29 protein-coding genes are annotated in these 24,925 nt (G+C 35.1%); 10 read left to right on the top strand and 19 right to left on the bottom strand.

The genetic code is table 11. The features are described from left to right. The gene (hemE, locus tag JMM81_RS00270; RefSeq protein ID WP_256239509.1) at window positions 1-1,047 is read right to left on the bottom strand and encodes a uroporphyrinogen decarboxylase; all 1,047 of its coding nucleotides are present in this window, start codon (window positions 1,045-1,047) and stop codon (window positions 1-3) included. A gap of 243 nt (window positions 1,048-1,290) precedes the next feature. Here hemE and JMM81_RS00265 point away from each other — a divergent pair, with 243 nt between their 5' ends. Further along, window positions 1,291-1,803, top strand: coding sequence for an antibiotic biosynthesis monooxygenase family protein (locus tag JMM81_RS00265; RefSeq protein ID WP_256239508.1), 513 nt, complete (start codon window positions 1,291-1,293; stop codon window positions 1,801-1,803). A gap of 70 nt (window positions 1,804-1,873) precedes the next feature. Here JMM81_RS00265 and JMM81_RS00260 read toward each other — a convergent pair whose 3' ends face one another. The 4 genes from JMM81_RS00260 to JMM81_RS00245 all read right to left on the bottom strand — a co-directional run bounded on the left by JMM81_RS00260 (window position 1,874) and on the right by JMM81_RS00245 (window position 5,410). Further along, a complete protein-coding gene (locus JMM81_RS00260; RefSeq protein WP_256239507.1) occupies window positions 1,874-2,527 on the bottom strand; it encodes a phosphatase PAP2 family protein in 654 nt (217 codons plus the stop codon). Between the two features lie 147 nt (window positions 2,528-2,674). Then, on the bottom strand, window positions 2,675-3,391 hold the full coding sequence (locus JMM81_RS00255; protein ID WP_256239506.1) for an EcsC family protein: 717 nt from the start codon (window positions 3,389-3,391) through the stop codon (window positions 2,675-2,677). A gap of 74 nt (window positions 3,392-3,465) precedes the next feature. Further along, window positions 3,466-4,677 (bottom strand): ABC transporter permease, encoded by a 1,212-nt coding sequence (locus tag JMM81_RS00250; RefSeq protein WP_256239505.1) that lies wholly within the window; start codon window positions 4,675-4,677, stop codon window positions 3,466-3,468. Continuing rightward, the gene (locus tag JMM81_RS00245) at window positions 4,670-5,410 is read right to left on the bottom strand and encodes an ABC transporter ATP-binding protein (protein ID WP_256239504.1); all 741 of its coding nucleotides are present in this window, start codon (window positions 5,408-5,410) and stop codon (window positions 4,670-4,672) included. The genes JMM81_RS00250 and JMM81_RS00245 overlap by 8 nt, the downstream gene beginning before the upstream one ends. An 801-nt stretch (window positions 5,411-6,211) precedes the next feature. Between JMM81_RS00245 and JMM81_RS00240 the strand changes: the two genes are divergently transcribed. From JMM81_RS00240 to JMM81_RS00230, 3 genes are all read left to right on the top strand, one after another. Continuing rightward, window positions 6,212-6,631 (top strand): HIT family protein, encoded by a 420-nt coding sequence (locus tag JMM81_RS00240; protein WP_256239503.1) that lies wholly within the window; start codon window positions 6,212-6,214, stop codon window positions 6,629-6,631. 167 nt (window positions 6,632-6,798) lie between these two features. After that, window positions 6,799-7,881: a 3-phosphoserine/phosphohydroxythreonine transaminase gene (gene serC / locus JMM81_RS00235; protein ID WP_256239502.1), complete on the top strand. Its 1,083-nt coding sequence runs from the start codon at window positions 6,799-6,801 to the stop codon at window positions 7,879-7,881. A 128-nt stretch (window positions 7,882-8,009) separates the two neighbouring features. Next, entirely contained in the window at window positions 8,010-8,540 is a 531-nt protein-coding gene (locus JMM81_RS00230) for a tryptophan transporter (protein ID WP_256239501.1), read from the top strand. Between the two features lie 62 nt (window positions 8,541-8,602). On the opposite strand, the gene yhzF is transcribed toward JMM81_RS00230, so the two are convergent. Then, the gene (yhzF, locus tag JMM81_RS00225) at window positions 8,603-8,785 is read right to left on the bottom strand and encodes a membrane protein YhzF (RefSeq protein WP_256239500.1); all 183 of its coding nucleotides are present in this window, start codon (window positions 8,783-8,785) and stop codon (window positions 8,603-8,605) included. A gap of 213 nt (window positions 8,786-8,998) precedes the next feature. Between yhzF and JMM81_RS00220 the strand changes: the two genes are divergently transcribed. Continuing rightward, window positions 8,999-9,355, top strand: a complete 357-nt coding sequence (locus JMM81_RS00220; protein WP_256239499.1) for a YtxH domain-containing protein — start codon at window positions 8,999-9,001, stop codon at window positions 9,353-9,355. A gap of 250 nt (window positions 9,356-9,605) precedes the next feature. Continuing rightward, window positions 9,606-10,181: an HTH-type transcriptional regulator Hpr gene (locus JMM81_RS00215; RefSeq protein WP_256239498.1), complete on the top strand. Its 576-nt coding sequence runs from the start codon at window positions 9,606-9,608 to the stop codon at window positions 10,179-10,181. A gap of 3 nt (window positions 10,182-10,184) precedes the next feature. Here JMM81_RS00215 and JMM81_RS00210 read toward each other — a convergent pair whose 3' ends face one another. Beyond that, entirely contained in the window at window positions 10,185-10,556 is a 372-nt protein-coding gene (locus tag JMM81_RS00210) for a DUF1878 family protein (protein ID WP_256239497.1), read from the bottom strand. Between the two features lie 145 nt (window positions 10,557-10,701). Between JMM81_RS00210 and JMM81_RS00205 the strand changes: the two genes are divergently transcribed. After that, a complete protein-coding gene (locus JMM81_RS00205; protein ID WP_256239496.1) occupies window positions 10,702-11,256 on the top strand; it encodes a DUF3267 domain-containing protein in 555 nt (184 codons plus the stop codon). Between the two features lie 167 nt (window positions 11,257-11,423). Next, entirely contained in the window at window positions 11,424-11,603 is a 180-nt protein-coding gene (locus JMM81_RS00200; protein ID WP_256239495.1) for a hypothetical protein, read from the top strand. 120 nt (window positions 11,604-11,723) lie between these two features. On the opposite strand, the gene JMM81_RS00195 is transcribed toward JMM81_RS00200, so the two are convergent. Further along, window positions 11,724-11,807: a YjcZ family sporulation protein gene (locus JMM81_RS00195; protein WP_256240275.1), complete on the bottom strand. Its 84-nt coding sequence runs from the start codon at window positions 11,805-11,807 to the stop codon at window positions 11,724-11,726. Between the two features lie 84 nt (window positions 11,808-11,891). Next, the gene (locus tag JMM81_RS00190) at window positions 11,892-11,972 is read right to left on the bottom strand and encodes a YjcZ family sporulation protein (protein WP_256240274.1); all 81 of its coding nucleotides are present in this window, start codon (window positions 11,970-11,972) and stop codon (window positions 11,892-11,894) included. 184 nt (window positions 11,973-12,156) lie between these two features. On the opposite strand from JMM81_RS00190, the gene JMM81_RS00185 reads away from it, so the two are divergent. Next, window positions 12,157-13,017 carry a peptidylprolyl isomerase gene (locus tag JMM81_RS00185; protein ID WP_256239494.1) on the top strand — a complete coding sequence of 287 codons (861 nt, stop codon included), beginning with the start codon at window positions 12,157-12,159 and terminating at the stop codon, window positions 13,015-13,017. A gap of 134 nt (window positions 13,018-13,151) precedes the next feature. On the opposite strand, the gene JMM81_RS00180 is transcribed toward JMM81_RS00185, so the two are convergent. From JMM81_RS00180 to JMM81_RS00140, 9 genes are all read right to left on the bottom strand, one after another. Further along, window positions 13,152-13,343, bottom strand: coding sequence for a sporulation YhaL family protein (locus JMM81_RS00180; RefSeq protein ID WP_256239493.1), 192 nt, complete (start codon window positions 13,341-13,343; stop codon window positions 13,152-13,154). A 104-nt stretch (window positions 13,344-13,447) separates the two neighbouring features. Continuing rightward, window positions 13,448-16,441 carry an ATP-binding protein gene (locus JMM81_RS00175; protein WP_256239492.1) on the bottom strand — a complete coding sequence of 998 codons (2,994 nt, stop codon included), beginning with the start codon at window positions 16,439-16,441 and terminating at the stop codon, window positions 13,448-13,450. Window positions 16,442-16,453: 12 nt separating this feature from the next. After that, window positions 16,454-17,674: a metallophosphoesterase family protein gene (locus JMM81_RS00170; RefSeq protein WP_309143466.1), complete on the bottom strand. Its 1,221-nt coding sequence runs from the start codon at window positions 17,672-17,674 to the stop codon at window positions 16,454-16,456. A 309-nt stretch (window positions 17,675-17,983) separates the two neighbouring features. Then, window positions 17,984-19,237 (bottom strand): ABC transporter permease, encoded by a 1,254-nt coding sequence (locus tag JMM81_RS00165; RefSeq protein WP_256239491.1) that lies wholly within the window; start codon window positions 19,235-19,237, stop codon window positions 17,984-17,986. Further along, window positions 19,230-20,129 carry an ABC transporter ATP-binding protein gene (locus JMM81_RS00160; RefSeq protein WP_256239490.1) on the bottom strand — a complete coding sequence of 300 codons (900 nt, stop codon included), beginning with the start codon at window positions 20,127-20,129 and terminating at the stop codon, window positions 19,230-19,232. Before JMM81_RS00160 ends, JMM81_RS00165 begins: the two co-directional genes overlap by 8 nt. Before the next feature lie 118 nt (window positions 20,130-20,247). Further along, complete coding sequence (locus tag JMM81_RS00155; RefSeq protein WP_256239489.1) at window positions 20,248-21,039, bottom strand: enoyl-CoA hydratase-related protein; 792 nt, start codon at window positions 21,037-21,039, stop codon at window positions 20,248-20,250. 200 nt (window positions 21,040-21,239) lie between these two features. Then, window positions 21,240-22,106: a Cof-type HAD-IIB family hydrolase gene (locus JMM81_RS00150; RefSeq protein WP_256239488.1), complete on the bottom strand. Its 867-nt coding sequence runs from the start codon at window positions 22,104-22,106 to the stop codon at window positions 21,240-21,242. A gap of 320 nt (window positions 22,107-22,426) precedes the next feature. Beyond that, a complete protein-coding gene (locus tag JMM81_RS00145) occupies window positions 22,427-22,780 on the bottom strand; it encodes a YlbF/YmcA family competence regulator (protein WP_256239487.1) in 354 nt (117 codons plus the stop codon). Window positions 22,781-23,022: 242 nt separating this feature from the next. Beyond that, complete coding sequence (locus tag JMM81_RS00140) at window positions 23,023-24,156, bottom strand: DUF445 domain-containing protein (protein ID WP_256239486.1); 1,134 nt, start codon at window positions 24,154-24,156, stop codon at window positions 23,023-23,025. A gap of 202 nt (window positions 24,157-24,358) precedes the next feature. On the opposite strand from JMM81_RS00140, the gene JMM81_RS00135 reads away from it, so the two are divergent. After that, window positions 24,359-24,544: a hypothetical protein gene (locus JMM81_RS00135; RefSeq protein WP_256239485.1), complete on the top strand. Its 186-nt coding sequence runs from the start codon at window positions 24,359-24,361 to the stop codon at window positions 24,542-24,544. 64 nt (window positions 24,545-24,608) lie between these two features. Here JMM81_RS00135 and JMM81_RS00130 read toward each other — a convergent pair whose 3' ends face one another. Next, on the bottom strand, window positions 24,609-24,851 hold the full coding sequence (locus JMM81_RS00130; RefSeq protein WP_256239484.1) for a hypothetical protein: 243 nt from the start codon (window positions 24,849-24,851) through the stop codon (window positions 24,609-24,611). Window positions 24,852-24,925 lie beyond the last annotated feature (74 nt).

Raw genomic sequence — 24,925 nt, 5'->3', positions numbered from 1 at the left:
TTAACGAGAACGTTTTTCAGCAGAATATTCATGAACAAAGGCTGTTAGTTTTTTCAATGTTTCCGGATTAACTTGTGGAAATACTCCATGACCAAGATTAAAAATATATCCTGGCTTTTCCATTCCTTGATCAAGGATGGCTTTTGCCTTTTCTTCAATCATATCCCAAGGAGCAAGTAACAAAGCGGGGTCTAAATTACCTTGAATGGATTTCGCTATACCTAAGCTCCGTGCTTCACGAATTGGTAGGCGCCAATCTAGTCCAAGTACATCAACAGGTAAGTCATTCCATTCAAGTACTAAATGACTTGCACCGACACCGTACAGAATAAGCGGGACATTTTCTTCTTTTAATGAAGAAAAAATTCGATTCATAGTAGGTTTTATATAATAGCGATAATCTTCAACGTTCAAAGCACCTACCCACGAGTCAAAAATTTGAACCGCCTTTGCGCCAGCTTTAATTTGTGATTTTATATATGTAATCGTCACTTCTGCAAGCTTGTCCATGAGCGCAAACCATGCTTTAGGCTCAGCAAACATAAATGCTTTTGTTTTTGTATAGTTTTTTGAAGGACCTCCTTCGATCATATAGCTAGCGAGGGTAAAGGGTGCACCTGAAAATCCAATCAACGGAACGGATAATTGCTCCTCCGTAAGAAGTTTGATGGTATCTAAAACATAGGGCACATCCTTTTCAGGGTGAATTTCTCCTAATTTCTCTACATCTGCTAATGAAGTGATCGGATTAGAAATGACTGGACCAATTCCACTTTTAATTTCTACATCTACACCAATTGCAGGAAGCGGTGTCATAATGTCCTTATAAAGAATAGCAGCATCGACCCCATACTGCTCAACAGGCAACCTCGTAACATACGCGCATAGCTCAGGTTGATGTGTAATTTCAAATAAAGAATATTTTTGTTTTATTTCTCTATATTCTGGTTGAGAACGTCCCGCTTGTCTCATAAACCAGACAGGTACATGTTCTGTTTGTTCTCCCCTTGCAGCTTTTAAAAAAGTATCATTTATTTGTTTCTTCATTAATGACAATCCCCTTTCAACACACACATATTCATTAGTTTAATATATATAGTTTAAAATACGAAATATCTTAAGCACATTTTTATGACAATTTCCATCATACCCTTTTCACCTATAGCTGTATAGTTTACCTTGGTAATTGTCATTAATTTGACGATTTTACAAAGAATTTTAACAAGCTGATGAGTAGGACATTTCTAAAAACTAGAGGTATAATGGATAAAAATGGTAGAGGTGATTATAATGAAGATGTTTTTTACTAACGGCACACGCGAATATTTAAAAAAAATCGTAGAAGAGCATGAGGATGAAACGTTAGTCTTGATGCAAAATGAACATGCATCCCTTTTAATCCATGAAACAGTGGGGGATTCTCTTTTTAAAGAACCGAGAAAATATGAAGTGGTTGATGCTTCAGGTCAACTGACTGATGTTGGTTTTGCTGTCTTTAACCATATTCCTGTTACAGATGAAGGGCGCCCATTATTCGAATATCGCTTTAAAAATCGAGATGACCTCATCGAGAAACAACCTGGTTTTATCGCTATCCGCGTCTTGCGCCCGCTTTCTTCTGATACTTACATTATTTTCACTCTTTGGGAAAATGAATCATCCTTTAAAAATTGGCAAACTTCAAACTCATTTGAACAAGTTTATTCAAATAAAGACGTAAAAAAAGGAGCTAAAAAACAGCCAAAGATTTTTCCGCGCCCTTCCTTTGTTACAAAGTATTCTATTGTTATCGAGGAAGACTAAAGACGGTGTCAGGCACCACTTATGGACAGTTGTCTTTTTACAGTGCCTGACATACTTCATCCTATTTTATCTACGAACGGTGCCTGACACCTAAACGAGGGAAGCGATCATATAGCCATTCATAGAGATAAATCCATAAAATTGTCCAAATCAAACCAAATGAATAACCGCTAAGAACATCTGTTGAAAAATGAACCTGAAGGACAATCCGGCTTAAGCCAATGAGAAACACTAAAATAAAGGCAATAAACCCAATTCCCCACTTTATCTTAGCTAAACTAACTTGATACATCAAAAAATAAGCTGTAAGCATATAGAGCGTCAGTCCTACCATCGCATGACCGCTCGGAAAACTTAATGTTTCGGCGGCCTCCACATGGTCAAATAAGGGCCGTTCCCTGCCTACAAGTTCTTTTATCCATTTACTCACTTCATTGCTAAGAGCAACAGCCAAAACAAATACACCCATACCTATATAATCGCGCTTTTTGAACCACAACCAAAAAAGCATCAACAAAGCAACAATTCCAATTCCAATTTTATCACCAAGTTCTGTTACGATCTTGAAGAATGGATAGCTCGAATCTCGAAAAATACTTGTTGCCCAATCAGCCAATATTTCATCTAAAAATAAAGACTTTTTACTTCTTACCCCGATCACAAAGTAGATAGATGCTAGTAGTGCTATTCCAAAAACAATATATATACTCTTTACCTTCTTCATTTCTCCGCTCCTTTCTTAAAGATACAATAAAAATGAACAAAAAGATTATACTATAAAGTAATTAGAAATAGTTGAACCGTTAAAATATTCGTTACTTTTTCAAAATAAATGGTTTGGACAAAAAATATCCCCTATGCTCAATAGAGCTTAGGGGATATTAGTCAAATGCCGTATACGATAACTATTCTTTGCTGCTTCACCAAGTTGATCAAGAAGATTATAATTGGCATAGGCGCCGACAACTGCTCCAATCCCTGGCACCAACTGAAGCATTTTCACAAAGTCAATGTGGTCGCGATATTCTTGTTGAAACTCTTGCCAATCGAGTTCCATGAGATCAGCTTTGCGTTCTTCCCAATTCTCGATAATATCCATCGTCTCTCTTCTTTTCTCGGAACTTGAAAAAGCGAGCTGGAACACTTGAAGCATAAAAATACGTTCTTCATACTCTTTCGTATCAAATCCATAAATATTTGCTGCTTCAAATAGAAATTTCATTTTGATGGATAAAAGAAGCGGAAAATCAGCCATCCCTAACAAAATACCTCCTGCCCCTGTACCTGCTCCTTCAATGACAGCTGTTTTACGATAAGTAGATAGTTTCTCATCAAATAGCTTATCTCGTTCTTCAAGCGAAAGATCGACTACTTGATTTTTTTTTGTCGTTATTTGTGAACCTGTTAACGTTACCTTCACAAAATTTTTAATCGCATCTGTGATCATCTCATGAGCTTTAGTTGGAATTTTTTCATTTATTTTTAATTGAACTTGTTTTGAGAAACGCTGAATCATCTTTGAACGCTTCAACATTTTTCGTCTCCATGTCAATACTTCCTCATAAGCCTTTTCTTCGTACTCACCCATTCACAACCACTCCTTTTTAAGCTATACGAAAAAGGGGAAAGATTAGTTTCACGCATAAGCATGACTACCTTCCTTTAGTTGCTAATTTTTCTTTTACTATAAAAGGAGCTAAAATAAACACTGAAAGCAATACCTGCAAGTAATGAGATGAAAGCAGATATAATATCTCCTTTTAAGAGAACAACCACAGACAACATCACCGTTTGTAACAATAATAGCTTACGAAGGAACCGTAGAAAGGAAAGGTCTTTCCCTTTTGCACTTAATGGATATAATTCAAACATAGAGTGATGCTGGTGGTGCTTCCATAAGGGCAATAACTGAAACCCAGTTAAATAAACAAACAAGACAACAAGAATAATTTGACCGATCCCGAATGTAAGGAAATAAATTGCCCCTGCTCCTATGAGTGTTAAGCGGACAAATAATCCCCAGTAATCACCTGCTCTCAAAAAAGTTCTCGTAAAGAGAAAAGTAAACGATTCATCTTGACGGAAAGGAATCCGTGCTAACAGGCCGTCTAACCATTTTCTTCGCTTAACCTGGTTCTTTAACTTCGGCACATCTGTAAACAAATTAGCTAAACGATAAAAGGAAGTCATCCTCCTTTCATCCTGGTCGATTAAGTATTCCCACTTCAGCCCTTTTTCCTTCGTTTGTTGCTTATAATACACATACAATCCTAGTAAAATCACAGCAACAGCACCTAAAAAGTACATCACAGCATTAGAAAACAATAAATAAAGAAAGACAAAATTAACAATAAAACGAATCAATGAATCGATTGTATGAACGCTTACTTCTCGATAATATTGAACATACCAACGAATCAATAAATTGAGACCTTTCACAATTAACATGGCAATTAAAAAAGGGAAAAAGCTTTTAAAATCCCCTTCATTCACGACCGCATACATCGGCATTAATACAGCTAAGCCGATCACCATTAGATATACTTGTAAAGAATAACTAATCATAAGAGATTTATTAAAGTAGCCACCGAGTTTGGTTTCCAATGGAAGGAGAAAAATACGGTCTGCTTCAGACATAAAAGTAAAAATCGGGCTATAAGTTAAAAGAAACGCAAGACATACAGCCATAATAACCGCAGCTGGGAACGTATCTGGTACCGTCTTTAGCCATTCTTGATAATAGTAGACAGCTGTTCCAATGAGAAATACGAATACAATAACAAGATGTCCATTAAAGATATAGCGAAGGTAACGGGAAAGTTCTTTACTCGTCCGGCTAAATCGTTCCTTCCATAGGAGCCTCTCGTCAAACATGGTCTTCTTCCTTCGTCAGTTGAATATAAAGATCATCGAGTGTCGCTTCCGGCATCGCAAACTCTTTACGCAATTGTTCAAGTGTTCCATGTGCGCGTACTTTTCCTTCATGTAAAATAATAAAACGATCACAATAACGTTCAGCTGTTGCTAAAATATGAGTAGACATCAAGATCCCAGCACCATTTTCCTTCATGTTTTTCATTAAATCTAATAATGATTGAATTCCGAGAGGATCTAGTCCAACAAACGGCTCATCAACGATGTAAAGCGATGGTTGAACGAGAAAAGCACACATAATCATCACCTTTTGCTTCATTCCTTTAGAAAAATGAGCAGGAAACCACTTTAATCTTTTTTCCATACGAAACTCTTGTAGTAATCCAGCAATTCTTTCCTTATAAACAGATTCTTCCATTCCATAAGCCATGCTAGTCAGTTTTAAATGCTCATCAAGGGTCAACTCATCATAAAGGACAGGCGTTTCAGGTACAAACGTAAACTGTCTTCTGTAGGCCTCATGATTCTCTTCAAATGTCGTACCCTTAATCGTGATTTTTCCACTATGTGGTTCCATCAATCCGATAATATGCTTAATGGTCGTACTCTTTCCCGCTCCATTTAAACCGATTAAGCCAACAAGTTCACCTTCATTAACTGAAAAAGAAACATCCTTTAAGACAGGATTCCTTGTGTAACCGCCCGTAATATTTTTAATTTGTAACAAAGACATTTTAAAACGTCCTTCCTTTTATGGTTTATCACTATTTTATTGTAAGAAATAGGCGAGCTGCTTGTCCAGTTTAGACGAAATGACAGTTTAAAAAAAGCTTTATCTCTCTCTTGTATATAAATTTCAAAAACGGACATTCTAATTTATGTAGGGGAAACACAAATGATGATTTAAGGTCATCAAGCAATTGAAATGAGGTGTCTATCAAAGACAAGTTCATTCAATAAACGCATATGCTTTCAACGTTTCTATAAGGGGATGGTTGTAATGCACAAGTTGATTGAAAACACAGATGATCTTTTACACCGATAATTTCAAAACTATTTGAAAATGAGGTGTTTGTCAAAGACCACTCAACTAATGATTATACGTTGTAAAAAACTTATAAGAAATAGGGGATGGTTAGCTTGAACAAAGATCTGGTCTCTCCATAAACACAAACATTTTTACAAAAAAATGAGGTGTTTACCGCAGAAACTAAAGATGATCTTTTACACTGATAATTTCAAAACTATTTGAAAAATGAGGTGTTTGTCAAAGACCACTCAACTAATGATTATACGTTGTAAAAAACTTATAAGAAATAGGGGATGGTTACATTGAACAAAGATCGGTTTTCTCAATAAACATAAACATTTTCATAAAAAATGAGGTGTTTATCGCAGAAACTTACCTGTAATAGAGCGTAGTATATGATAATTCCCCTGCATTAGGGTGGGATTCCTAGCGGATCCTGCCCTTTTTTATTTCCATGTGTTACAATACTTAGAAATTAATCTATAGTGAAAGGATTGAAACCTAATGAGTGATTGTATTTTCTGTAAAATTGTAAATGGTGATATTCCATCTGCTAAAGTTTTTGAAAATGAACATGTTGTGGTCTTTCTTGATTTAAGTCAAGTAACAAAAGGGCACACATTAATTATTCCAAAAATACATAAAGAAAACCTATTTGAGTTAACGCCTGAAATCGCAAAAAATATTTTTGAAGTGGCACCGACTATTGCGAATGCATTAAAAACAACTTATAACCCAATTGGCTTAAACTTAGTTAATAACAACGGTGAAAAAGCTGGTCAGTCCGTCTTCCATTTTCACATGCACTTAATCCCTCGTTACGGTGAAGGCGATGGATTTGGAGCTGTTTGGAAAAATAACCAAAGTGATTATACTTCATTTGACTTGCAACAAATGGCCGCTGACATCAGTAGTCACTTCTAAATTCTCTTCTTCGGAGAATTTTTTCTATTTATTTTTCGAAATATTTCTATTGCTTCTGTTACTTTTCGACAAATTCTGATACTATTATATTAAAAATATTTAATTAATTTACCGCGTTAGTGTATGGATACATAAACATGACCGGTAAAAAAATGGAGGAATTCTTAATGAATCGTGCACTTAATTTTAATGCTGGTCCTGCTGCCCTGCCAGAATGGGTATTGAAAGAAGCTCAAAACGAGTTACTCAACTTCCGAAATACAGGTATGTCTGTTATGGAGCTAAGCCATAGAAGTAAGGAATATGAAGCCGTTCATAATGAAGCAAAATCATTATTACGTTCATTGCTTTCCGTTCCTGAATCACATGAAATTCTCTTTTTACAAGGTGGAGCAAGTCTTCAATTTTCTATGATTCCAATGAACTTACTTGAAGAAGGAAAAACAGCTTACTATGCTCTAACTGGTTCATGGTCTGAAAAAGCCTTAAAAGAAGCCGTTAAACTTGGAAAAGCAGAAGGATTCGTCTCAAGTAAAGAAAATAGTTATAAGAACATCCCTGCTATTGATTCTGCAGCTATTCCTAATGATGCTTCTTATTTACATATTACAAGCAATAATACTATTTATGGTACGCAATGGCACAACTTTCCTACCAATTTAAATGTTCCACTTGTGGCCGATATGTCTAGTGATATTCTCTGTAAACCATTAAACATCGAGCAATTTGATCTTATTTACGCAGGAGCACAAAAAAATCTTGGACCATCAGGTGTTACAGTCGTTATCATCAAAAAAGAGCTTTTAAGCCGTTCTAACGATAACCTGCCAACCATATTAAATTACAATACACACGAAAAAAATAATTCTCTATATAATACTCCACCGACTTTAGCCATCTATTTACTCTCTCTTGTCCTAAAATGGGTAGAGAAAGAAGGTGGCGTGGAAGCTATTGCAAAGAAAAATGACTTAAAAGCTTCTCTTCTGTATCAAGAAATTGATAATAGTGAAGGATTCTACAATGGTCATGCTGAGCTTGATAGCCGCTCTAATATGAATGTTACTTTTACATTAAATTCTGATGAAGCAACGAAAAGCTTTTTAGCACAAGCAAAAGAAGCAGGATTTGTTGGATTAAATGGACATCGATCTGTTGGTGGTTGCCGCGCTTCCATCTATAATGCTGTTCCAGTAGAACATGTGGAACGTCTTGCCCAATTTATGAGTGATTTCCGAAAAAATTATTAACAGAGGACTTTCACTTCCAACCAACTTATTATTATGATATAATAATAAGAACTTTTCGCTGTAGGCACTGAGAGCACTGCAGGAGAAGTAAAAACAAATGCTTGAGTCGAGCAGAGGAGAGATGAGAATTGAATACGAAAAAACTTGTTACTATTGCCCTTTTAGTTGGAATGGGAACTGTCTTACACGCTGTTGTTCCAGGATTTTCCCTTGGGATGAAGCCAGATATGATGCTAACGATGATGTTTTTAGGTATTATTTTATTTCCTGATACGAAGAGTGTTTTGTTACTTGGTCTTGCAACTGGAATCATTTCTGGTATAACAACTTCTTTTCCAGGAGGGTTATTCCCAAATATTATCGATAAAGCTATCACATCATTCGTATTTTTAGGATTATTTATAATCTGTGCTAAATTCCAGAAGTCCATCGTTACAGTAGGTGTCTTAACTGCACTTGGTACATTAATTTCAGGTACTGTATTTTTAGGATCTGCCTACCTACTTGTTGGATTACCAGGTCAATTCGTCGGAATGTTCGCAGTTGCCGTGTTACCAGCAGCAGTAGTGAATACAATCGTCATGATTGTGCTATACCCGGTGGCAACGTCGGTACTAAAAAAATCAAAATTACCACAACGACAAATGGTCAGTCAATAAGAGAAGTACAAACTTTGAAACCCGTCAATAGACGGGTTTTTCCTTTCCCTTTTTAATAAGCATTAATGAAATAGACTGATCAAAAAACCAATGAAAAGAAAAACAGCAGCACCAACTGCCATTGTTCCTGAGCGCTTTTTCAATATATACTTTGGTGGATAAACGCCTGGTTTTTTTGTAGCAACTAAAAATTGTATACTAGCAGAAAAAGAGAGAATACTTAATATAAAAAATAGAATGGTCATCTTTGTTTAAAAACCTCCTTTAAAAAGACAAGGCTTATTAAATTGTATGCCTATTTTTGTCCAGATATAACGAGCATTACACCATGAGTGATTCGTCACGATATTCAATTGAACGAAAACTTTTTAATTAGCAAATAAAACTGCCTATTTAAAAGGATAATATCTATTTTTATAGAAGTTCATTATACGCAATACTTTTGGGAGGTGATTTTAATGAAAGCAACATCCTTCTTATTTGGATTTTTAGTAGGTGGCGTAGTCGCAAGTATCAGCACTCTACTTACTACTCCTAAATCTGGAGAGGAGACTCGTATTAGTCTAAAAGAAACGAAAGATGTTTGGTTGAGGCAGCTTGTTGAAGCGAAAGATCATCTAAAAGAGTTAAAAGAGACGATTGCAACAACTTCTACTGAGGGCATCGAAACTATTAAAAGTTTTATTTCTGATCTAAAAATATCTGTTACCCATTGGCAAAATGAGATACAGCCTCATCAGCAAGAATTACAAAAAGAGCTTGAAGCAATTGAATTAAGCATTCAAGAACTCGAATCAGAAATCAATAAAAAATAAACTGATCGAACAAAATTAGAAATATTAAAAAAATCCTTTCTAAAAAGAAGGATTTTTTTCTTTTTTAATCGAAAATAAATATACTATAAAAATAGTGAAAAATAAGAAAATATTTAAAATGACCTCATGAAAACTAGTTTTAAACAAGAATTCTATTATTTTCTAAAAATTTAGTAAATTTTTATCTTTATTAATCTTTATTTTATTGGCATAATGTATATAAGGATATAATAAAAAGGGGACAAAGAGGATGGAAGAAAAAGAGTACTCGATAAAGGAAGCAATATTATTCAGTCAAAGAATAGGACAACTTAGTAAAGCCTTATGGAAATCAATCGAAAAAGACTGGCAACAATGGATTAAACCGTATGACCTAAATATCAATGAGCACCATATTCTATGGATCGCTTACCAATTAAACGGTGCCTCTATTTCAGATGTTGCTAAATTCGGAGTGATGCATGTTTCGACTGCCTTTAATTTTTCAAAGAAATTGGAAGAACGCGGATTTCTAGAGTTTTCCAAAAAGGAAAATGATAAGCGAAATACGTATATTCAACTAACAGAAGAAGGGAAGAAAATCTTCTTAGAATTACTAGAATCCTTTGATCCGAAAAAAAATGCCGCTTATTCAGCATCAATGCCTCTAAAGGATATCTATGGTAAATTCCCAGAAATCATGGAAGTAATGGCTATCGTTCGCAATATTTATGGTGATGACTTCATGGAAATTTTCGAAAAATCATTTAACAATATAGAGAGTGAGTTTACAGAAAGTGATGGAAAATTAACTAAGAAAAACCCATTAAAGACAGAGCTGATATAACAATTATAAGTACTTTTTCAACTCTATCATTAATGGGAGATATAGTCCTTGCGTGATGCAAGCTGCAATAACTTCCTCTGTCTGTAACCCACAATGCAGCATCATCGTAAACTTTTGAAAAAGCGGATGAAAATGAACAAACCCTTCCGCTTTCTGTTCTTCAAAATCTTTGCTCAATTCATCACAAAGTTTATAGAATTGCTTAACGTCTTCTTCCCCTAATGCTTTTTCAATGATCAATTTATAAAAAGCATCAGATGACGCTTGATTCATTTTTAACAAGAGGGATTGATGATACTCTAAACGATCTATTCTTTCTAAAATAGCTTCCAAATCCATGTTCTTTCCCCACTTTATATAGATGTTTTCTTGCATGTACACAGCCTTCAATAATCGACGTCCCACTGAATCGTTCTATGATCAAAACCATTTATTTTTGCCTATTGATTTTTTGTTATTTTCATCGTACATTATCCTAGTAAGTTTTGTGAAAATATTTCTCCTCTTGGAGGCTGATTGAATGCACTGCTGGAAGGAAATTAATCTTAATAAACATTATGGAACACAACGTGTCTTTATCCTATCTTTCTTAACCATGTTGTTCACATTTATTTTACTTTATGTACCAGCAAATTATATATTTGAGCCAACTTCATTGAATGATAAATATATCTTATTATTAATGGCTGGGTTATGGCTTATGTATCCAGTTCATAAAATAATCCATTACATGCCACTTATTTATTTAAAAAATAAGATCAAGAAATCATTTGTTGTTAAATATTGTATTTTTCCTGTTATGCAAATTCAAGTTATTGAACCCATTGCAAAATGGCTATTTCTTCTGTCATTAATTGCACCCTTTATTGTGATTAATAGTTTACTAGTTGGAGCATTTTATCTTTTTAATCAGTATGTTCATTATTTTATCATTTTACTAGCTTATCACATAGGTTTATGCGTGTCTGACCTTATTTGTGCTAAAAATGTTTTAAGAGCACCCAATCAAGCATATATTGAAGAGAATGAGGATGGCTTCGAAATATTAGTCAATCAATCGAAAATCCCAATGTAGCCATGCAATTAGTAACCTCTTATTATGTAATTCTATGAAATAAGATATAATCCTATCTTTTTTCATTATTTTTTGCTAATCTAAATATCATATACACATTTAAAATAGGTAGTATTTGTCTCCAATCAAGCAAGCACAATCTGCCTCTCAAAAGGAGGAAATCGTTGATGATCTTCATTTTTATTTTATTTGCTATCTTTATTGTATTTAATATTAATAAGATGACAAATTCTCTTTGTCTTCAAAAGGAGATACCAGAGGAAAGGCAGCCGAAGGTTTTCCATACGATTAATATTTTAGTGACCATCTTATTAATTTCTTCTTACGTTAAAATCTTATTTGCTTAATCTTTGAATACATTCACTTTAACGCAATTATGAAAGCAAATGCTGAAAAAGCGGTGAGAATCTCTCACCGCTTTTTCTGTTGTATCTAGCTACATTTCCTAGCCCTGTGACAAGCGTTTCTTAAAGCCACGCAGCGCCAACAATAATTAATAAAATGAATAGGACTACGATTAACGCAAATCCTCCACCATATGATTGACCCATTTTAACACCTCCTTTAATAAAGATGATCCATATACATGTCAGTTGAAACGAATTACTCTACCAAGTCACTATCTTACACAGACCTTAATAAAAGGAAGCCCCTACAATAACCAATAAAATGAACAAAACAACAATTAACGCAAACCCATTGCTATACTGTTCCATTATCCTACCTCCTTTCGCTTTCGTTTTATCATATGTACGATTCATCATTCCGGGATGGTCAAACACCCAATTTTTTTTAAAATTATCTCTATAGCGTGTATTAATAATTTGTTCTACCTCCAATTTATGTTATAGTAATGGTTGTTGAATGAACGACTTAATCTAATTTTAGGAGTGTTATTACGTGAAAAAATGGATGTTACCCTTTACATTAACTGCTGCAATACTTGCTTTAACGGCATGCAACGGAGACGATTCAGATACAGTTGTTGAATCAAATGCCGGTAATATAACAAAAGAAGAATTATACGATTCCATGAAGGAAAAAGTTGGCCCATCAGTATTACAAGAGCTTCTGTATACAAAGGTTCTTGCTGATAAATATGAAGTCTCAGATAAAGAATTAGATGAGAAGTTTAATTCTTATAAAGATCAATACGGTGAAAGTTTCCAGATGATGCTTGTTCAATCTGGTTTTGCAGATGAAGATGCTTTTAAAGAAGTTTTGAAAACTGAACTACTATTGGAAAAAGCAGTGATGAAAGACATTAAAGAAGAAGATATAAAAAAATATTATGATGAGGATTACAAGCCTGAGATTAAAGCTCGTCATATTCTCGTAGAAGATGAAGAAACAGCAAAAGAAGTAAAATCAAAGCTTGATGCAGGTGAAGAATTTGAAGATTTAGTGAAGGAGTATTCAACAGATGAGGCTTCTGCTGAACAAAATGGAGACCTTGGTTGGTTTGGTCCTGGTGCTATGCTTCCAGAATTTGAAGAAGCTGCGTATGCCGCAGAAATTGATGCTATAAGTGAACCTGTACAATCGCAATATGGCTTCCATATTATTCAAGTGACAGAAAAGAAAGAAAAGGAACCATATGAAGATGTAAAGGACGAAATGAAAGAACAATTAATAGCATCTAAACTAGGTGACACTGAAGCGATCCAAAGTACGATTGATCGTGAAATAAAAGAGGCAGATGTTAAAATTAAAGATAAAGACTTAGAAGTAATTTTAGGAACTACATCAGAAGAGAAATAAAAGAATCTACCATTTAGATCAGTCATAACCCCATAGAAAAACCCAGTCTCTTTTATCTAGAAACTGGGTTTTTTCTTTTTTATCTTTATAATCCTTCTAGAATGATGTCATTGACTATCAACATGGTAAAATAATTAGACTCCTAATGATTTTTGTGTTTTCTCTTTTTCTTCCCGCTCCTGCTCCAAACGTTTCATATAGATTTCTCCCTCGCGCTCAATTATTTCATCTTCCATGCGTTTTTCTTCCTTCCCTGTTCGAATAACCATATATGCGCTAAGGATAATCCCCATCACAACAAAATAAATCCAAAATGGAATATCCATATGACTCACCTCTTTTCACTGAATGGTTGTCCATACATTTTATGTAAGGTAAGAGAAGGTTATGTCTAAGAAAAACGTTCCCACTCCTTCTAAAATATTTTTCCCTACCTTGATTGTTTAGGAGTCACTGGATCACCTTTCTTTAGGTAAATCAATTCAGCCCATTGAAAATAGGTCAATAAATGCTCATGACAAGTGAAAAATAGAATTTGATGGTCTGGAAGTCCTTTCAATAATTGGGAAACCTTCTGTGTTCTAGATGCATCAAAATTCACAAAGCTATCATCAATCATAATGGGAAACTTATATTTTTCATATAAGGTCACAGCAAGAGAAAGCCGTAACGCAACATATATTTGTTCTGTCGTTGCTTGACTCAACTCATTTGCTTCAAAAAGGAGGTGGTCCTTACTTTCAATTAAAAAACCATTTCCTTCTTGTTTCGGAAGAATACGACAGTAATTACCATCTGTTAAAAAGGTCAAATACTCCTCTGCCTTCATAAGCATTTTAGGTAACCGCTCTTGTTTAAAATTATTAACGGTTTTCTGGAGGATCTCTTTTGCAGCAGAAAAACGTGCCCATTCTCTGGCTTCTTCTTCAAATTCAACCTTTAATTGCTTATAACGATGCAAAAGCTCGGCATAGGTTCCCCCATCCTCAATCATCTGAATACGATGTTTACAGGATGCCATCTCGTCCTGTAAACAGGACAAATTCTCCTCTTGTTTTTTTCTACTATCCATGATCTCCTGAATCAATGACTCCAACGATCTTTCTGAAAGCATTTCTACTTCTTCTTCACTAAAGGTAGACATGTTTAACTGTAACCGTAAACTATTTCGTTTATCCATAAGCTCCGTTTTCTGAGTAGCCTTTTTGCCAATTTCCTGAAAATGCTCTTCACTTTTGGCAGATGCAGAAAGTAAGAGGTTCGAGACTCCCTCTATCATTCTCTCGCATTCAAGCTGGTCGCCTTTTAATTCTTCTTCAAGGACTTTATATTGATGCTTTTTCTCCTTATATTGAATCTCCTTTTCCAACTCATCTCGCAATTTACGTTTTAAAAGAAGGACACCCTCTTGAAGGGGGATATTGTCGTCAGACATAAACTGTAATAACAATTCTTGTACAGGATTTAATACTTCCTCCATCGCATTCTCAGTTGAGTGAATCTGCTCAAGCATGAAGGTCCGCTCTTGATGATGCTTTTTCAGCTCATCGATTATCTGAAAAGCATCAAATAAAAATTTCAGGGCCATTTCATCAGGGATATGTAATTGCTTTCCTATCGTTAGTAACTCATTTCGAAGCTCTGCCGATTCTTCTTCCCACATCTCAAAACGATCAATTACACGATCATAATGCTCCTGTTGTCTTTCACGCTTCATGGTTAATTGAAATAATTGTTCACGGAGTAACGAATCTTTTTCATACTTTTGTTCAAGAAGCTTAACGTGTTCAGTCGGTTCTTTGTCAGCCTTCTCAAGTTCTTTCTTGTTTTTCTGTAGATTTCTCATTTCCGTTTGTAAAAGCTCATTTGCCACTGCAGAACTTATTTTCCAAAAGGAAAAAATCGCAAATAGGAAACCGATTACACCTGCAATAATTAATCCTAACGTTTCAGAAAAAAACCCCCAACCACTGAGGAAAATAAACAGAATAGCAAAAAAAAGATACTGCCGTTTATCCTGATTCCTTTTAGCCTCTGCCTGCTGAATCGACTGGGTTAAAAATGCAAGCCTCTCCTTTATTTCAGTCTGTTTCAGCAAAAGAGTTTCCTTTGTTTGTAAACAGCTTAACTTTTCTCTTAAATTCTGTCGTTCCACATCGGTTAGGACCTCGCCTTTCATGGACCTTTCTTCCGATTCTAACTGTACTAATCGTCTTTTTTCTTCTTGAAACTCGCCATCAAGTTCTCGCTTTTTTTCTATTAATCGTTTTTGTTTCGCTTGTAATGCAGCTGTTTTTTCCTTCATAAAAATACTCGTATTAGCAGAAAGGATCTCGTCAACAGATAAAGGAAGATGAATTTTATTTTGTAAAAGAAGAATATCTTCTTCTACCTTTTTTACCTTTACTTGTAATTGTATAAGATCCTGTTTCCATTTCTCCAACAATGGTAAACTCTCTACTGATGTGTTGATCTCACTTTCCTTTTCAAGAAGCGATATACTCGGTTGTAACATATCTACATCCCGTTTTAAACGTTCCATTCTCTGTTGTATTGTATTTAATTTCCGTTCAAGCTGACCTTGTTGTTGTTTTAGAGAATTCAACTGTTCAAGTCCATTTTCCGGAAATATAATATCATTAAATAGAGTTAACTCTTTCTCAATCATTTTTTCTTGTTGAAACAGAGGAAAAACCTTTTTCCATTCTTCCACTCGAGCTTGCTGCTGGAATAGAGAATCCACTTCTGATTTGATGACCTTCATCTGTTTCTCGATAGAATCCTTTTTTGCGAGTAAGCTTACATACTGATCGTTATTTTCCTCTGCTTTTCGCAACTCATTCCGCAAGCCTCTAAGCTCTTTCAGCTTAATATTGAGAGACGGGTTTCTTCCATTTGGTTTAAAGCGCGAATCTAGCTCTTTTGAAAGTTCATTTTCTACTCTTACCAATACATCAGATCCGACTGTACCTGTTGAGAATAAAAAACGACCGAGATCTTCGCCTTTCATTTGATGAACATTTTGCAGGCCATAAAGATTAAACGAAAAAATGGATTGATATAAATCTTTATCGATAGATGATAATAACTCCTTAAGAAGCACTTCTCCACCGATCCTTCCATTTTCTAACTTGACGACCACATCACCTATGGCCTTCCCTTTTACTCTCTCTATGATTACCTTTCCTTCATTCGGAAACATAATAATCAGTTGGCCACCATACTTAGCTCCCTTTTTCGGTTCATAGCGAAGTTCAGATTGCTGTTTTGTCGGAAAACCAAACAAAATGCTATGAATAAAGCTCATGATTGTCGACTTTCCCGCCTCATTTTCACCAAAGAATACTTGATGATGATGTAAATGAGAGAATTTAGTATCTTCAAATTTCCCATACCCATATATGTATATTTCAACAATTTCCATTTCTTCAGCTCCTCAATGCTGATGTAATAAGCGGATTAGAGTTTGTAAGGCATCTTTCCCTAAATCTAGTTTTTCTTTTTCAGAAAGAGATGGAAGAAATTTGGCTGCCATATGATGATCATAGAGTGGATGAAGACTATCCGTTATATATTCAAGGTTATCTGCTACTTGAAATAACTCATGGTAAAACTCGGATTGTTCTTCAAGTTTACCTTGATCCCATGCATACATTTGTTTGATGTTAATTTGTATGGGCCAGACAAAAGAATCTTCTTCCCGTTCTTCATCCTGCAATGCTTGTAAGAGCTCCCCGTTCTGCGCATTTTCCAATTCTTTACCAGAAAGGTTCATATTTTGTATAGTAAAAGACAGTAATACCCCTTTACCCTTTATCCGCTTTTTCTCCATTGTTTTATAACATAGGATAAGTAGCTCTTGAAAGCTCTTTACTTCTTTCCCATCAAGTTGAACTGTTTCCCACTGTATATCCGCTGTTTCGATAAAATCCAACTTTGTGTCCGTAGGAGTCAATGTAACGAGGTAACAGCCCTTTTCATCCTTTTCCTTTTTATGCCTTCCTTGAATATTTCCTGGATAAACAATAGGGGGGTGCTCGTGTAGAAGTCTGCGTTTATGAATATGGCCTAAAGCCCAATAATCAAACTTCTTCTCAATAAGGTCCTCTGTTCGAAAAGGGGCATACAATCCGTGCTCACTCGTTCCTTCATCATGCCCATGTAAAATCCCGATATGAAGGTCAGCTCCTTCCTTTTTGACATATTCATGTAACCGATTATCTGTAACATGTCGTGTTTCATAGCTAAATCCGTACAAATAGGTCACCACATTAGGTTTTGTATAGGTTTTGATTTCAACCTTTTCACTGAACACATGAACGTTTTCTGGCATGTCCAAATGGACCCATGTTCCATTTAAATGATCATGGTTCCCATGAATAACATAGACAGGAATTTCTCTTTCTTCTAACCTTTTCATTTCTTTTCGTAGCCTTGTTTGGGCACGCACACTACGATCATCTTCATCAAATAAATCACCTGCTAAAATGACGAAATCAACTTGATGTTGAATAGCTGCGTCTGTTAACTTTTTTAAAGCAACAAACGTGCTCTCTTTCAATCGTTCAAAAATTTCTTTTGGTAAATGTGAGAGACCTATCATTGGACTATCTAAATGCAGATCTGCTGCATGGATAAATGTAATTTGTTTCATCATAAATTTCTCCACTTCTTCTTTCCTCTCTAGAGAAGAGATATTCTATTTCAATTTTACCACCTTTAAAAATCGAATGCACGTTCTTATACTGGTTTTTGAAAATGGTTAAACAATATATTCATTTTCTTAAAATCTTTCGTACATGCGGGCTTTAAGTTCTTTAATCGAGAAAGCCACATATCCGTATACACCGAAGTCAATTTTTAAAATGAACAATGTCTATAAAAAAAGACCCTTTTTTACTCTTATACCGCAGGATTAAAATGGAATTGAGTGAAAAAAAGGGGTCTCTATTAAAAATTATTTAGACTATTCGTCTTTCGTTAATTGTAATGCCTTTTTAATATCTTTAAACGAACTTGATTTTCCATACATTAATACACCTCCTTTGTATACTCTCGCACCAAAGATAGCAAGAATGATGATCGAAAGTAACAGGATTGAAATACCGAGAATCGGCTCCCATAGGGGTAAACTGAGCATTCCGACACGCATAAACATGAGCATTGGCGTAAAAAATGGAATATATGAACAAATAGTAATAAACGTTGTATCTGGTTGATTTAGACCGAACATAGCAAGCATGAAACCTGCTACCACGAGCAATGTCATCGGTGTAATCATTTGCTGAACATCTTCTATTCTGCTGACAAGTGAACCAAGGAAAGCCGCAAGAGTCGCGTACAGTAAATATCCGAGAATAAAGAAAACAACAGCATAAATAATCGTCGAAATAGGAATATTTTGAAATCCTAAAAATTCAAAAAATCCTCCTTGCATGGATTCAAGGTTTTGTTTGACAAAATAGTAACCAGTGGCTAAGAGAACCGCCATTTGTGTCAAACTTAACAAGGCAATTCCAAGAATTTTGCCAAACATTTGCTTGATTGGTGAGACAGTTGAAATTAAAATTTCCATAACACGAGAAGACTTTTCTGTAGCAACTTCCATCGCAATCATATTGGCATACAGAATGACGGCAAAATAAATCACAAACAATAGGACATACACAAGACCTCGTGCTTGACTTAATTCTTCTTGTGTTTTTGCATTCTCCTTCAAAGCAATCCGTTCAAAAGGAACCGGTTCTGATAACTTTCCAAGCTGTTCTGGTGTTAACTGCAGTTGAGAAGCTGCGAGTTGTGATTTTATTTGTTGAAGCGTAAACTGTAAATCGCTTGGAATTGCATAATCAGCCACACCTAAAGATTTGTAGGTTGCACTCGGAAGACGCTCTTCATCATAGTCTAGAAGTAACAAACCTACATAATTTTCATTTTCTACTTCAATCTCTGCTTCTTCTGGTGTCCCAGTAAACTTTTCAACTAGAAGTTCCTCATTAACGGTTTTCAATTGAGCATCTAATAAAGAGTATAATTCTCCTGTTTCATCAATCACAATGATTTTTTCCGTTTCATTTCCTTTATTAAAATAATCAATAATATTCGTCATATTCGTTAATCCAATTACGATAAGCGCTGTAATCAAGGTGGTAATAATAAAAGATTTTGTTTTTAATTTGCTTATATATGTATGAAAAAGAATAATCCAAAATTTATTCATAGGAGGCACCTACCTTTTCAATAAAGATGTCGTTTAATGACGGCTCTTCAAGAACGAATTTTGATATAAACCCCTTTTCGACAATACTTTTTAAGATCTGTGAAGAAACTTCTTCTTCCTTGATTTGTAAAGTGACTCCCTCGGCTGTCTTCTTCCCATTCGTAACACCTGGAAAATCTTTTAGTTCATCTAGTTCAAAATCGGCATGAATGACTAAATTCTTTTTCCCATATGCACGTTTGATATCTTTAAGTGCGCCTTGCACGACTGGCTTTCCTCGATGCATAATGCATAGATGTTCACACATTTCCTCGACATGTTCCATTCGATGACTTGAAAACACAATCGTTGTCCCATTTTCTTTTAACTCTAGAACCGCTTCCTTTAACAATTCAACATTTAATGGATCCAATCCACTGAATGGTTCATCAAGAATTAATAGCTTTGGTTTATGGATAATAGCGGCAATAAATTGAATTTTTTGTTGGTTTCCCTTTGATAGCTCTTCTACTTTCTTATCTACATACTCAGGCACATTAAATCGTGAAAGCCAATAATCCAATTCTTTTAATACTTCTTTTTTGGGCATCCCTCTTAGTCTTGCTAAATAAACCATTTGATCCTTTACCTTCAACTTTGGATATAAACCTCTTTCTTCTGGAAGATAGCCAATGATCGGACTTGTTGAATAATTAATTTCTCTTCCATCCCATGTAATCGATCCTCCACTAGGATTTAATATCCCTAGAATCATACGGAAGGTTGTTGTTTTCCCCGCTCCATTTGCACCAAGAAACCCGAAGATTTCTTTTTCTGGAATCGAAATCGATAATTGATCAACAGCGGTAAATTTTCCAAATTTTTTTGTAACTTGATTAAGTTCCAACACCATCCATCGCCTCCTTTTGCAATCATTACTACGGTTAAAGACTGTAAATAGTTTCAAGTTCTCATAATTTGATTTTGAGCACAACAAAAAGGACCTGTATATACAGATCCCTTTTAGTATTCTATTCTCCCACAAAATTGGGTTTTCTTTTTTCCATAGCGGCCTGGCAGCATTCTTGATGATCTTTTGTTTGCCTCATTTTATATTGTGCGAATTTTTCAAGTTCGAGTATTTTTAATAGATGCGGACGATTTTTTTCTGCTAATATTTTTTTGGATTTAATCATTGCTTGGATAGGAGTTTGGAGCCACTGTTGAACTTTTTCTCCAATAGCTTGTTGAACAGAACCTTCAGCAATTTCATTGATAAGACTATGCTGTATAGCTTCTTCTGCAGACATAGTCTTTCCAGCCCAGATCAAATGCTTCGCTCGATCTTCACCCAGACGTCTTTCGAGGAAAAAGTGAAGTCCACCCACTGGAATTAATCCCATTTCGATGGAATTCATAACGAATATACTATGTTTACTTGCTAAAATATGATCAGTTGCTAATGCCAAACTAATTCCGAGACCCGATACCCTACCACTAATCGCTGAAATAGTAATTTTCGGCATGCTGTAAAGAACAGAAATAAGTTCATTAATCAAATTCATTGTATAATAGAAATCGCTTTCATTTTTTAACTGACTCAACACCTGGGTGTCTACACTAGCTGAGAACGCTCCCTCTTTCCCAGTCAGAACAACGATCTTAATCTCATCGGAAATACTTATTTCCTTTAATATGTGAATCAGTTCCTTTATATTGTCTTTATTCAGTCTATTTAACGCATCTGATTGGTTCATTTCTATCATCGCCACACGATTTTCAATCGTTACTTTTATCGCATCATTCAAAAAGTCGACCGCCATCCTATCCCCTCCGCAAATCATCTACTATCCTCTATATGATAACATGTTCACACACTCTCTTTCAGTATCTTTTTGAAAAGTTTAAAAAATTAATTTACTTTTAAAATGTCAAAAAGGCTTGGAATCTCTCCCAAGCCTTTTCAACACCCACTATTTTATCGCCGTTTAACAGGTACTAAGTCTCCCTACTGACGGAAGATTCACTTTATAATATTCATTTTTCGTAAAAACTCGATTGGTTGCTGTTTACGGAAATGTTCTTTCACCATGTAAGCAACACCTTGTTGATTTTGTGAACGAGTAATCCAATCTGCTGCTCTTTTCACTTCAAAGGGAGCATTTCCCATAGCAACCCCAAGCCCCGCGGATTCAATCACTTCAATATCATCCAATCCATCACCAATATACACGATTTCGCTTCTTGAGATACCTAATCTCTCTGCTAAATAAAGGGTTCCATTTTGCTTTGAAACACCTGTTGGAACGATGTCAAGCCGTAATTCATTCAACCCCAGACATTCTACTTCAGAGAACATATTTCCAATGGCTTCCTGTACATCTTTTAAATCATTCTTAAACTCAAAGTATACTTCAATACTAGAAGGATTTGCTGGTTCATCTATGATCGTATCTCCAATTGAATCAACAAATTGTTGTGAATAAAATGCAGGATCACCTGAAGTAAATACGGTTTTTGCAAGCATATTATGGCTTAGCTTATATTTATTGGCAAGTGAATAATGTTCATGAACAAGCCTGATTTGACATGGGAATCCTTCAAGTAAACGAACCAAATCATACGTAATATTATTTTGAATTCTCGCAGCATGAATAGGCTTCCCAATTTCCTTTGCGATATAAGCCCCTCTGTGCGTAATAAGAATAGTGTCTAGTTTTAACGCTTTTGCTACTTTTTTGGCAGAGGGAAAACTACGTGATGTCACAAGGGTTACATAAATCCCTTTTTGTTGAACATAATCAATCGCTTCCTTCGTTGATTTATGAATTTTTCCATTTGTTTGAAGTAATGTTCCATCAATATTGATAGCAAGCATTCTATATATCATGATAGAGCCCCCTATTCATGGTGTAAAATTCCCTTTACTTAATAATTATGAAAAAAAAGGAAGAATTAGAACAAAGCTCGACCAAATCAAAAGAGCGCAAGTATCTTGACCACCCTTGGCAAGGAAGTGATTTAAGATTTACGCTATGTTCATTATTTTTATTAAAAAACATATTGCCACATACATCAAAGCCTTTTTTGACATCAACAACATTATTTAACAAAGCTCAAGTTCAAAAACACCATTTTTAACCATCATCATTATCAAAAAAAGAAGACCTATAATCAGGTCTTCTTTTTTTGTATTCATCTGCTATTACTTTATTGTCCCATTGATCCGTAAAGCTCTTCAAGCGGTTTTAAGACAATTTGATTTAATTCCGTCACAATTGTACTCATTCGTTGTTCTGCTTCCATCAATTTAGAAATTTTCTCATTCTTCTGTACATCTGCAACAAGAATTTGTGCCTGCGCGACCTCACCTTGCTCAATTTCCTGTCCACTCATTTGTTTTTGTTGAAGTTCTATTTGCATATTACGGAACTTTTCAAACATTTCCTTTGCCGATGCATCTGCATTCACTTCATCATATAGCTTTCTTAATGTTGTATACTCATCACTATTTCGAATTGCATTTTCAAGTTCATGAGCACTATCGTGTAAATTAACAGTCATTTTTCCACTCCTTTAAATTCTGACAGTTACTTAACTATAACAAACTATGTGTTAAATCACCACAATGATACCCTAATAAATTAAAAACCACTTCATATTTCAAAAAACTCACACATTTAACAAAAGGCAATTCAACTGAATCCTCTCCCCATTAAAATAGGGAGATTCTAAAAACCGAAGTCTTTAGGCCTTCTTCCACTTCTTTGTCGTAAAATAAACCAAATCATATCGTAATCTATGTCCTAAAAAAGAATAGCAATAATCCCTTGGACTATTCCAATCAATCCACCGAGAAGAGCACCTAACACAGTAATTAACCTCAACTCCTTCGAGATGATTGAAAGAAGCATTTCTTCCACCCTCTCGATTGGAAATCGTTCAACTTGTTCACGAACGACTTCAGCTAAACGCAACCTTTCCATAACCACTTCTACCCGATCTGACAACCACTTGCAAATCTGATCAACCCCCTTTGGGATAGCTTTAAGGATAGGTTCTTCATAGGATGCCGTAAATTGAGAAATAGGTGTATTCATAAGTTGGTCCACTTTTATAATCCTATTTACATACTTTTTCAGCATATTTACTATATTCTGTTTTTCAAATTGCTCTTCTAATTTTTCTGCTTCCCAAGCTAATATTTTTTCCCATTCCTTTTGCAATAGTGCTGTAACTAATTCCTCAGTTCCTTTATTAGCTAAGAATTTGATAATTTCAGGTTGGATTTTATCAGCAAGATTAACATTTCCTAGAAACATTTGCAGCATACTTCCAAGCTTACCACTTCTATTTTTGATAAAATCATCAACCATTTTCTCGATTCGGTTTTTTCCCTCATCACTAGCAAAATAAGCAATACCTTTTTGCAGAATATACGAACTGATCACTGGCAATTGATCATTGACCTTTACCATGATTTCGGGTGATAGAACTTCCTTCAATGGTTGATCACGATATCTCCCCATCAGTTCCTCATACTTCATTTCAATTAAATCATTCATTTTTGCTTGCACTTTTTCTTGACTATTCTCTATTCCCCAACCTTGTAGAATTTCCACGAACGTTCTCTCTGTCATTAATACATCTTGAAACTCTTTTTGAATAAAGCCTGTCATATCCTTTTGAAACCCATCACTTAGTAACTTTTTTTTAAAACTTTCTGGCGTTAATAAGTGGTTAACAACCAATCGTCCCATTTGTATAGCTAAATCATTTCTTCGTCTTGGAATCAAACCAGGTGTAAACGGTAATCGCCATTTTTTCATATAAATGGGTTTATACGGACGAAATAACATCTTAATAGCTAATGAATTTGTAACCCCACCAATTATTGCACCAATTGCGACCATAAAAAGAATGGTTAAAAATGCTTCCATTATAATCTACCTTCCATTATTAAATATAAATTACAAAAGACTAATTTAATTATAAAGAAGCAAACGTGCTCTAGCAAATTTATGTGAAGGAATATATATAATTGATCTTTTTTCATACAGGATTTTTTAAATTCACATCTTGTATGACCTCGAATCGTTTCAGGTAAGCTAATCATATGTTTGAAAAAAGGAGGGATCTCTCATGAACAAGAAACAAAAGGTAAATGATGTAAAAGCTGAAGGAAAAGACAAACTATATCTTGATATTGACCGAATAATCAACGAAGGCCTATCCGGTGGATCTGTTCATATGCGTGAAGACAGTACAAATATTGAAGAAGCTCGAGATTTAGATCAAGAATTACCACCAAACGACAGCCACTCTTAAATCTATGCTAAAGCCTGACACATTCACGGTGTCAGGCTTTATATTTGTCACTTCATAATCACTGTTATTCTTTTATCAAATAGGCTGCTTCATATCCACACTGTAAACACGAGACTAAGTGTGGGCATTTTCTTGTTTTAAAATCATCATATTGACCATCCTCTAGTTTCATTTGATCAATCGGCATGTAAGCGCTATAATCATCATAGTAATCCATGACTCGTCCTTTATCCAACATTTCTCCCCCACAAGTTGGACATTGCGCCTTGAGTTCTTTAAATCCATTACATACTGAGCAAATCCCCATCGATTACCCCTCCAAATTTGTTGGTTTTATCCATTTCAAAAGTAGGACCTGCACTTTAGTTTATGAGTGTTTTC

The sequence above is a fragment of the Bacillus sp. V3B genome (genome assembly GCF_024494465.1).
In the GTDB taxonomy this organism is placed as follows: domain Bacteria; phylum Bacillota; class Bacilli; order Bacillales; family Cytobacillaceae; genus Bacillus_BD.
The sequence above is the reverse complement of the archived record's forward strand: the minus strand, read 5'-3'. Positions and strand labels throughout refer to the sequence as shown.

Coding starts and splice junctions, on each gene's coding strand:
- hemE (WP_256239509.1), bottom strand. CDS start 1,047: ATGAAGAAACAAATAAATGATACTTTTTTAAAAGCTGCAAGGGGAGAA.
- JMM81_RS00265 (WP_256239508.1), top strand. CDS start 1,291: ATGAAGATGTTTTTTACTAACGGCACACGCGAATATTTAAAAAAAATC.
- JMM81_RS00260 (WP_256239507.1), bottom strand. CDS start 2,527: ATGAAGAAGGTAAAGAGTATATATATTGTTTTTGGAATAGCACTACTA.
- JMM81_RS00255 (WP_256239506.1), bottom strand. CDS start 3,391: ATGGGTGAGTACGAAGAAAAGGCTTATGAGGAAGTATTGACATGGAGA.
- JMM81_RS00250 (WP_256239505.1), bottom strand. CDS start 4,677: ATGTTTGACGAGAGGCTCCTATGGAAGGAACGATTTAGCCGGACGAGT.
- JMM81_RS00245 (WP_256239504.1), bottom strand. CDS start 5,410: ATGTCTTTGTTACAAATTAAAAATATTACGGGCGGTTACACAAGGAAT.
- JMM81_RS00240 (WP_256239503.1), top strand. CDS start 6,212: ATGAGTGATTGTATTTTCTGTAAAATTGTAAATGGTGATATTCCATCT.
- serC (WP_256239502.1), top strand. CDS start 6,799: ATGAATCGTGCACTTAATTTTAATGCTGGTCCTGCTGCCCTGCCAGAA.
- yhzF (WP_256239500.1), bottom strand. CDS start 8,785: ATGACCATTCTATTTTTTATATTAAGTATTCTCTCTTTTTCTGCTAGT.
- JMM81_RS00220 (WP_256239499.1), top strand. CDS start 8,999: ATGAAAGCAACATCCTTCTTATTTGGATTTTTAGTAGGTGGCGTAGTC.
- JMM81_RS00215 (WP_256239498.1), top strand. CDS start 9,606: ATGGAAGAAAAAGAGTACTCGATAAAGGAAGCAATATTATTCAGTCAA.
- JMM81_RS00210 (WP_256239497.1), bottom strand. CDS start 10,556: ATGCAAGAAAACATCTATATAAAGTGGGGAAAGAACATGGATTTGGAA.
- JMM81_RS00205 (WP_256239496.1), top strand. CDS start 10,702: ATGCACTGCTGGAAGGAAATTAATCTTAATAAACATTATGGAACACAA.
- JMM81_RS00200 (WP_256239495.1), top strand. CDS start 11,424: ATGATCTTCATTTTTATTTTATTTGCTATCTTTATTGTATTTAATATT.
- JMM81_RS00195 (WP_256240275.1), bottom strand. CDS start 11,807: ATGGGTCAATCATATGGTGGAGGATTTGCGTTAATCGTAGTCCTATTC.
- JMM81_RS00190 (WP_256240274.1), bottom strand. CDS start 11,972: ATGGAACAGTATAGCAATGGGTTTGCGTTAATTGTTGTTTTGTTCATT.
- JMM81_RS00180 (WP_256239493.1), bottom strand. CDS start 13,343: ATGGATATTCCATTTTGGATTTATTTTGTTGTGATGGGGATTATCCTT.
- JMM81_RS00175 (WP_256239492.1), bottom strand. CDS start 16,441: ATGGAAATTGTTGAAATATACATATATGGGTATGGGAAATTTGAAGAT.
- JMM81_RS00170 (WP_309143466.1), bottom strand. CDS start 17,674: ATGATGAAACAAATTACATTTATCCATGCAGCAGATCTGCATTTAGAT.
- JMM81_RS00165 (WP_256239491.1), bottom strand. CDS start 19,237: ATGAATAAATTTTGGATTATTCTTTTTCATACATATATAAGCAAATTA.
- JMM81_RS00160 (WP_256239490.1), bottom strand. CDS start 20,129: ATGGTGTTGGAACTTAATCAAGTTACAAAAAAATTTGGAAAATTTACC.
- JMM81_RS00155 (WP_256239489.1), bottom strand. CDS start 21,039: ATGGCGGTCGACTTTTTGAATGATGCGATAAAAGTAACGATTGAAAAT.
- JMM81_RS00150 (WP_256239488.1), bottom strand. CDS start 22,106: ATGATATATAGAATGCTTGCTATCAATATTGATGGAACATTACTTCAA.
- JMM81_RS00145 (WP_256239487.1), bottom strand. CDS start 22,780: ATGACTGTTAATTTACACGATAGTGCTCATGAACTTGAAAATGCAATT.
- JMM81_RS00140 (WP_256239486.1), bottom strand. CDS start 24,156: ATGGAAGCATTTTTAACCATTCTTTTTATGGTCGCAATTGGTGCAATA.
- JMM81_RS00135 (WP_256239485.1), top strand. CDS start 24,359: ATGAACAAGAAACAAAAGGTAAATGATGTAAAAGCTGAAGGAAAAGAC.
- JMM81_RS00130 (WP_256239484.1), bottom strand. CDS start 24,851: ATGGGGATTTGCTCAGTATGTAATGGATTTAAAGAACTCAAGGCGCAA.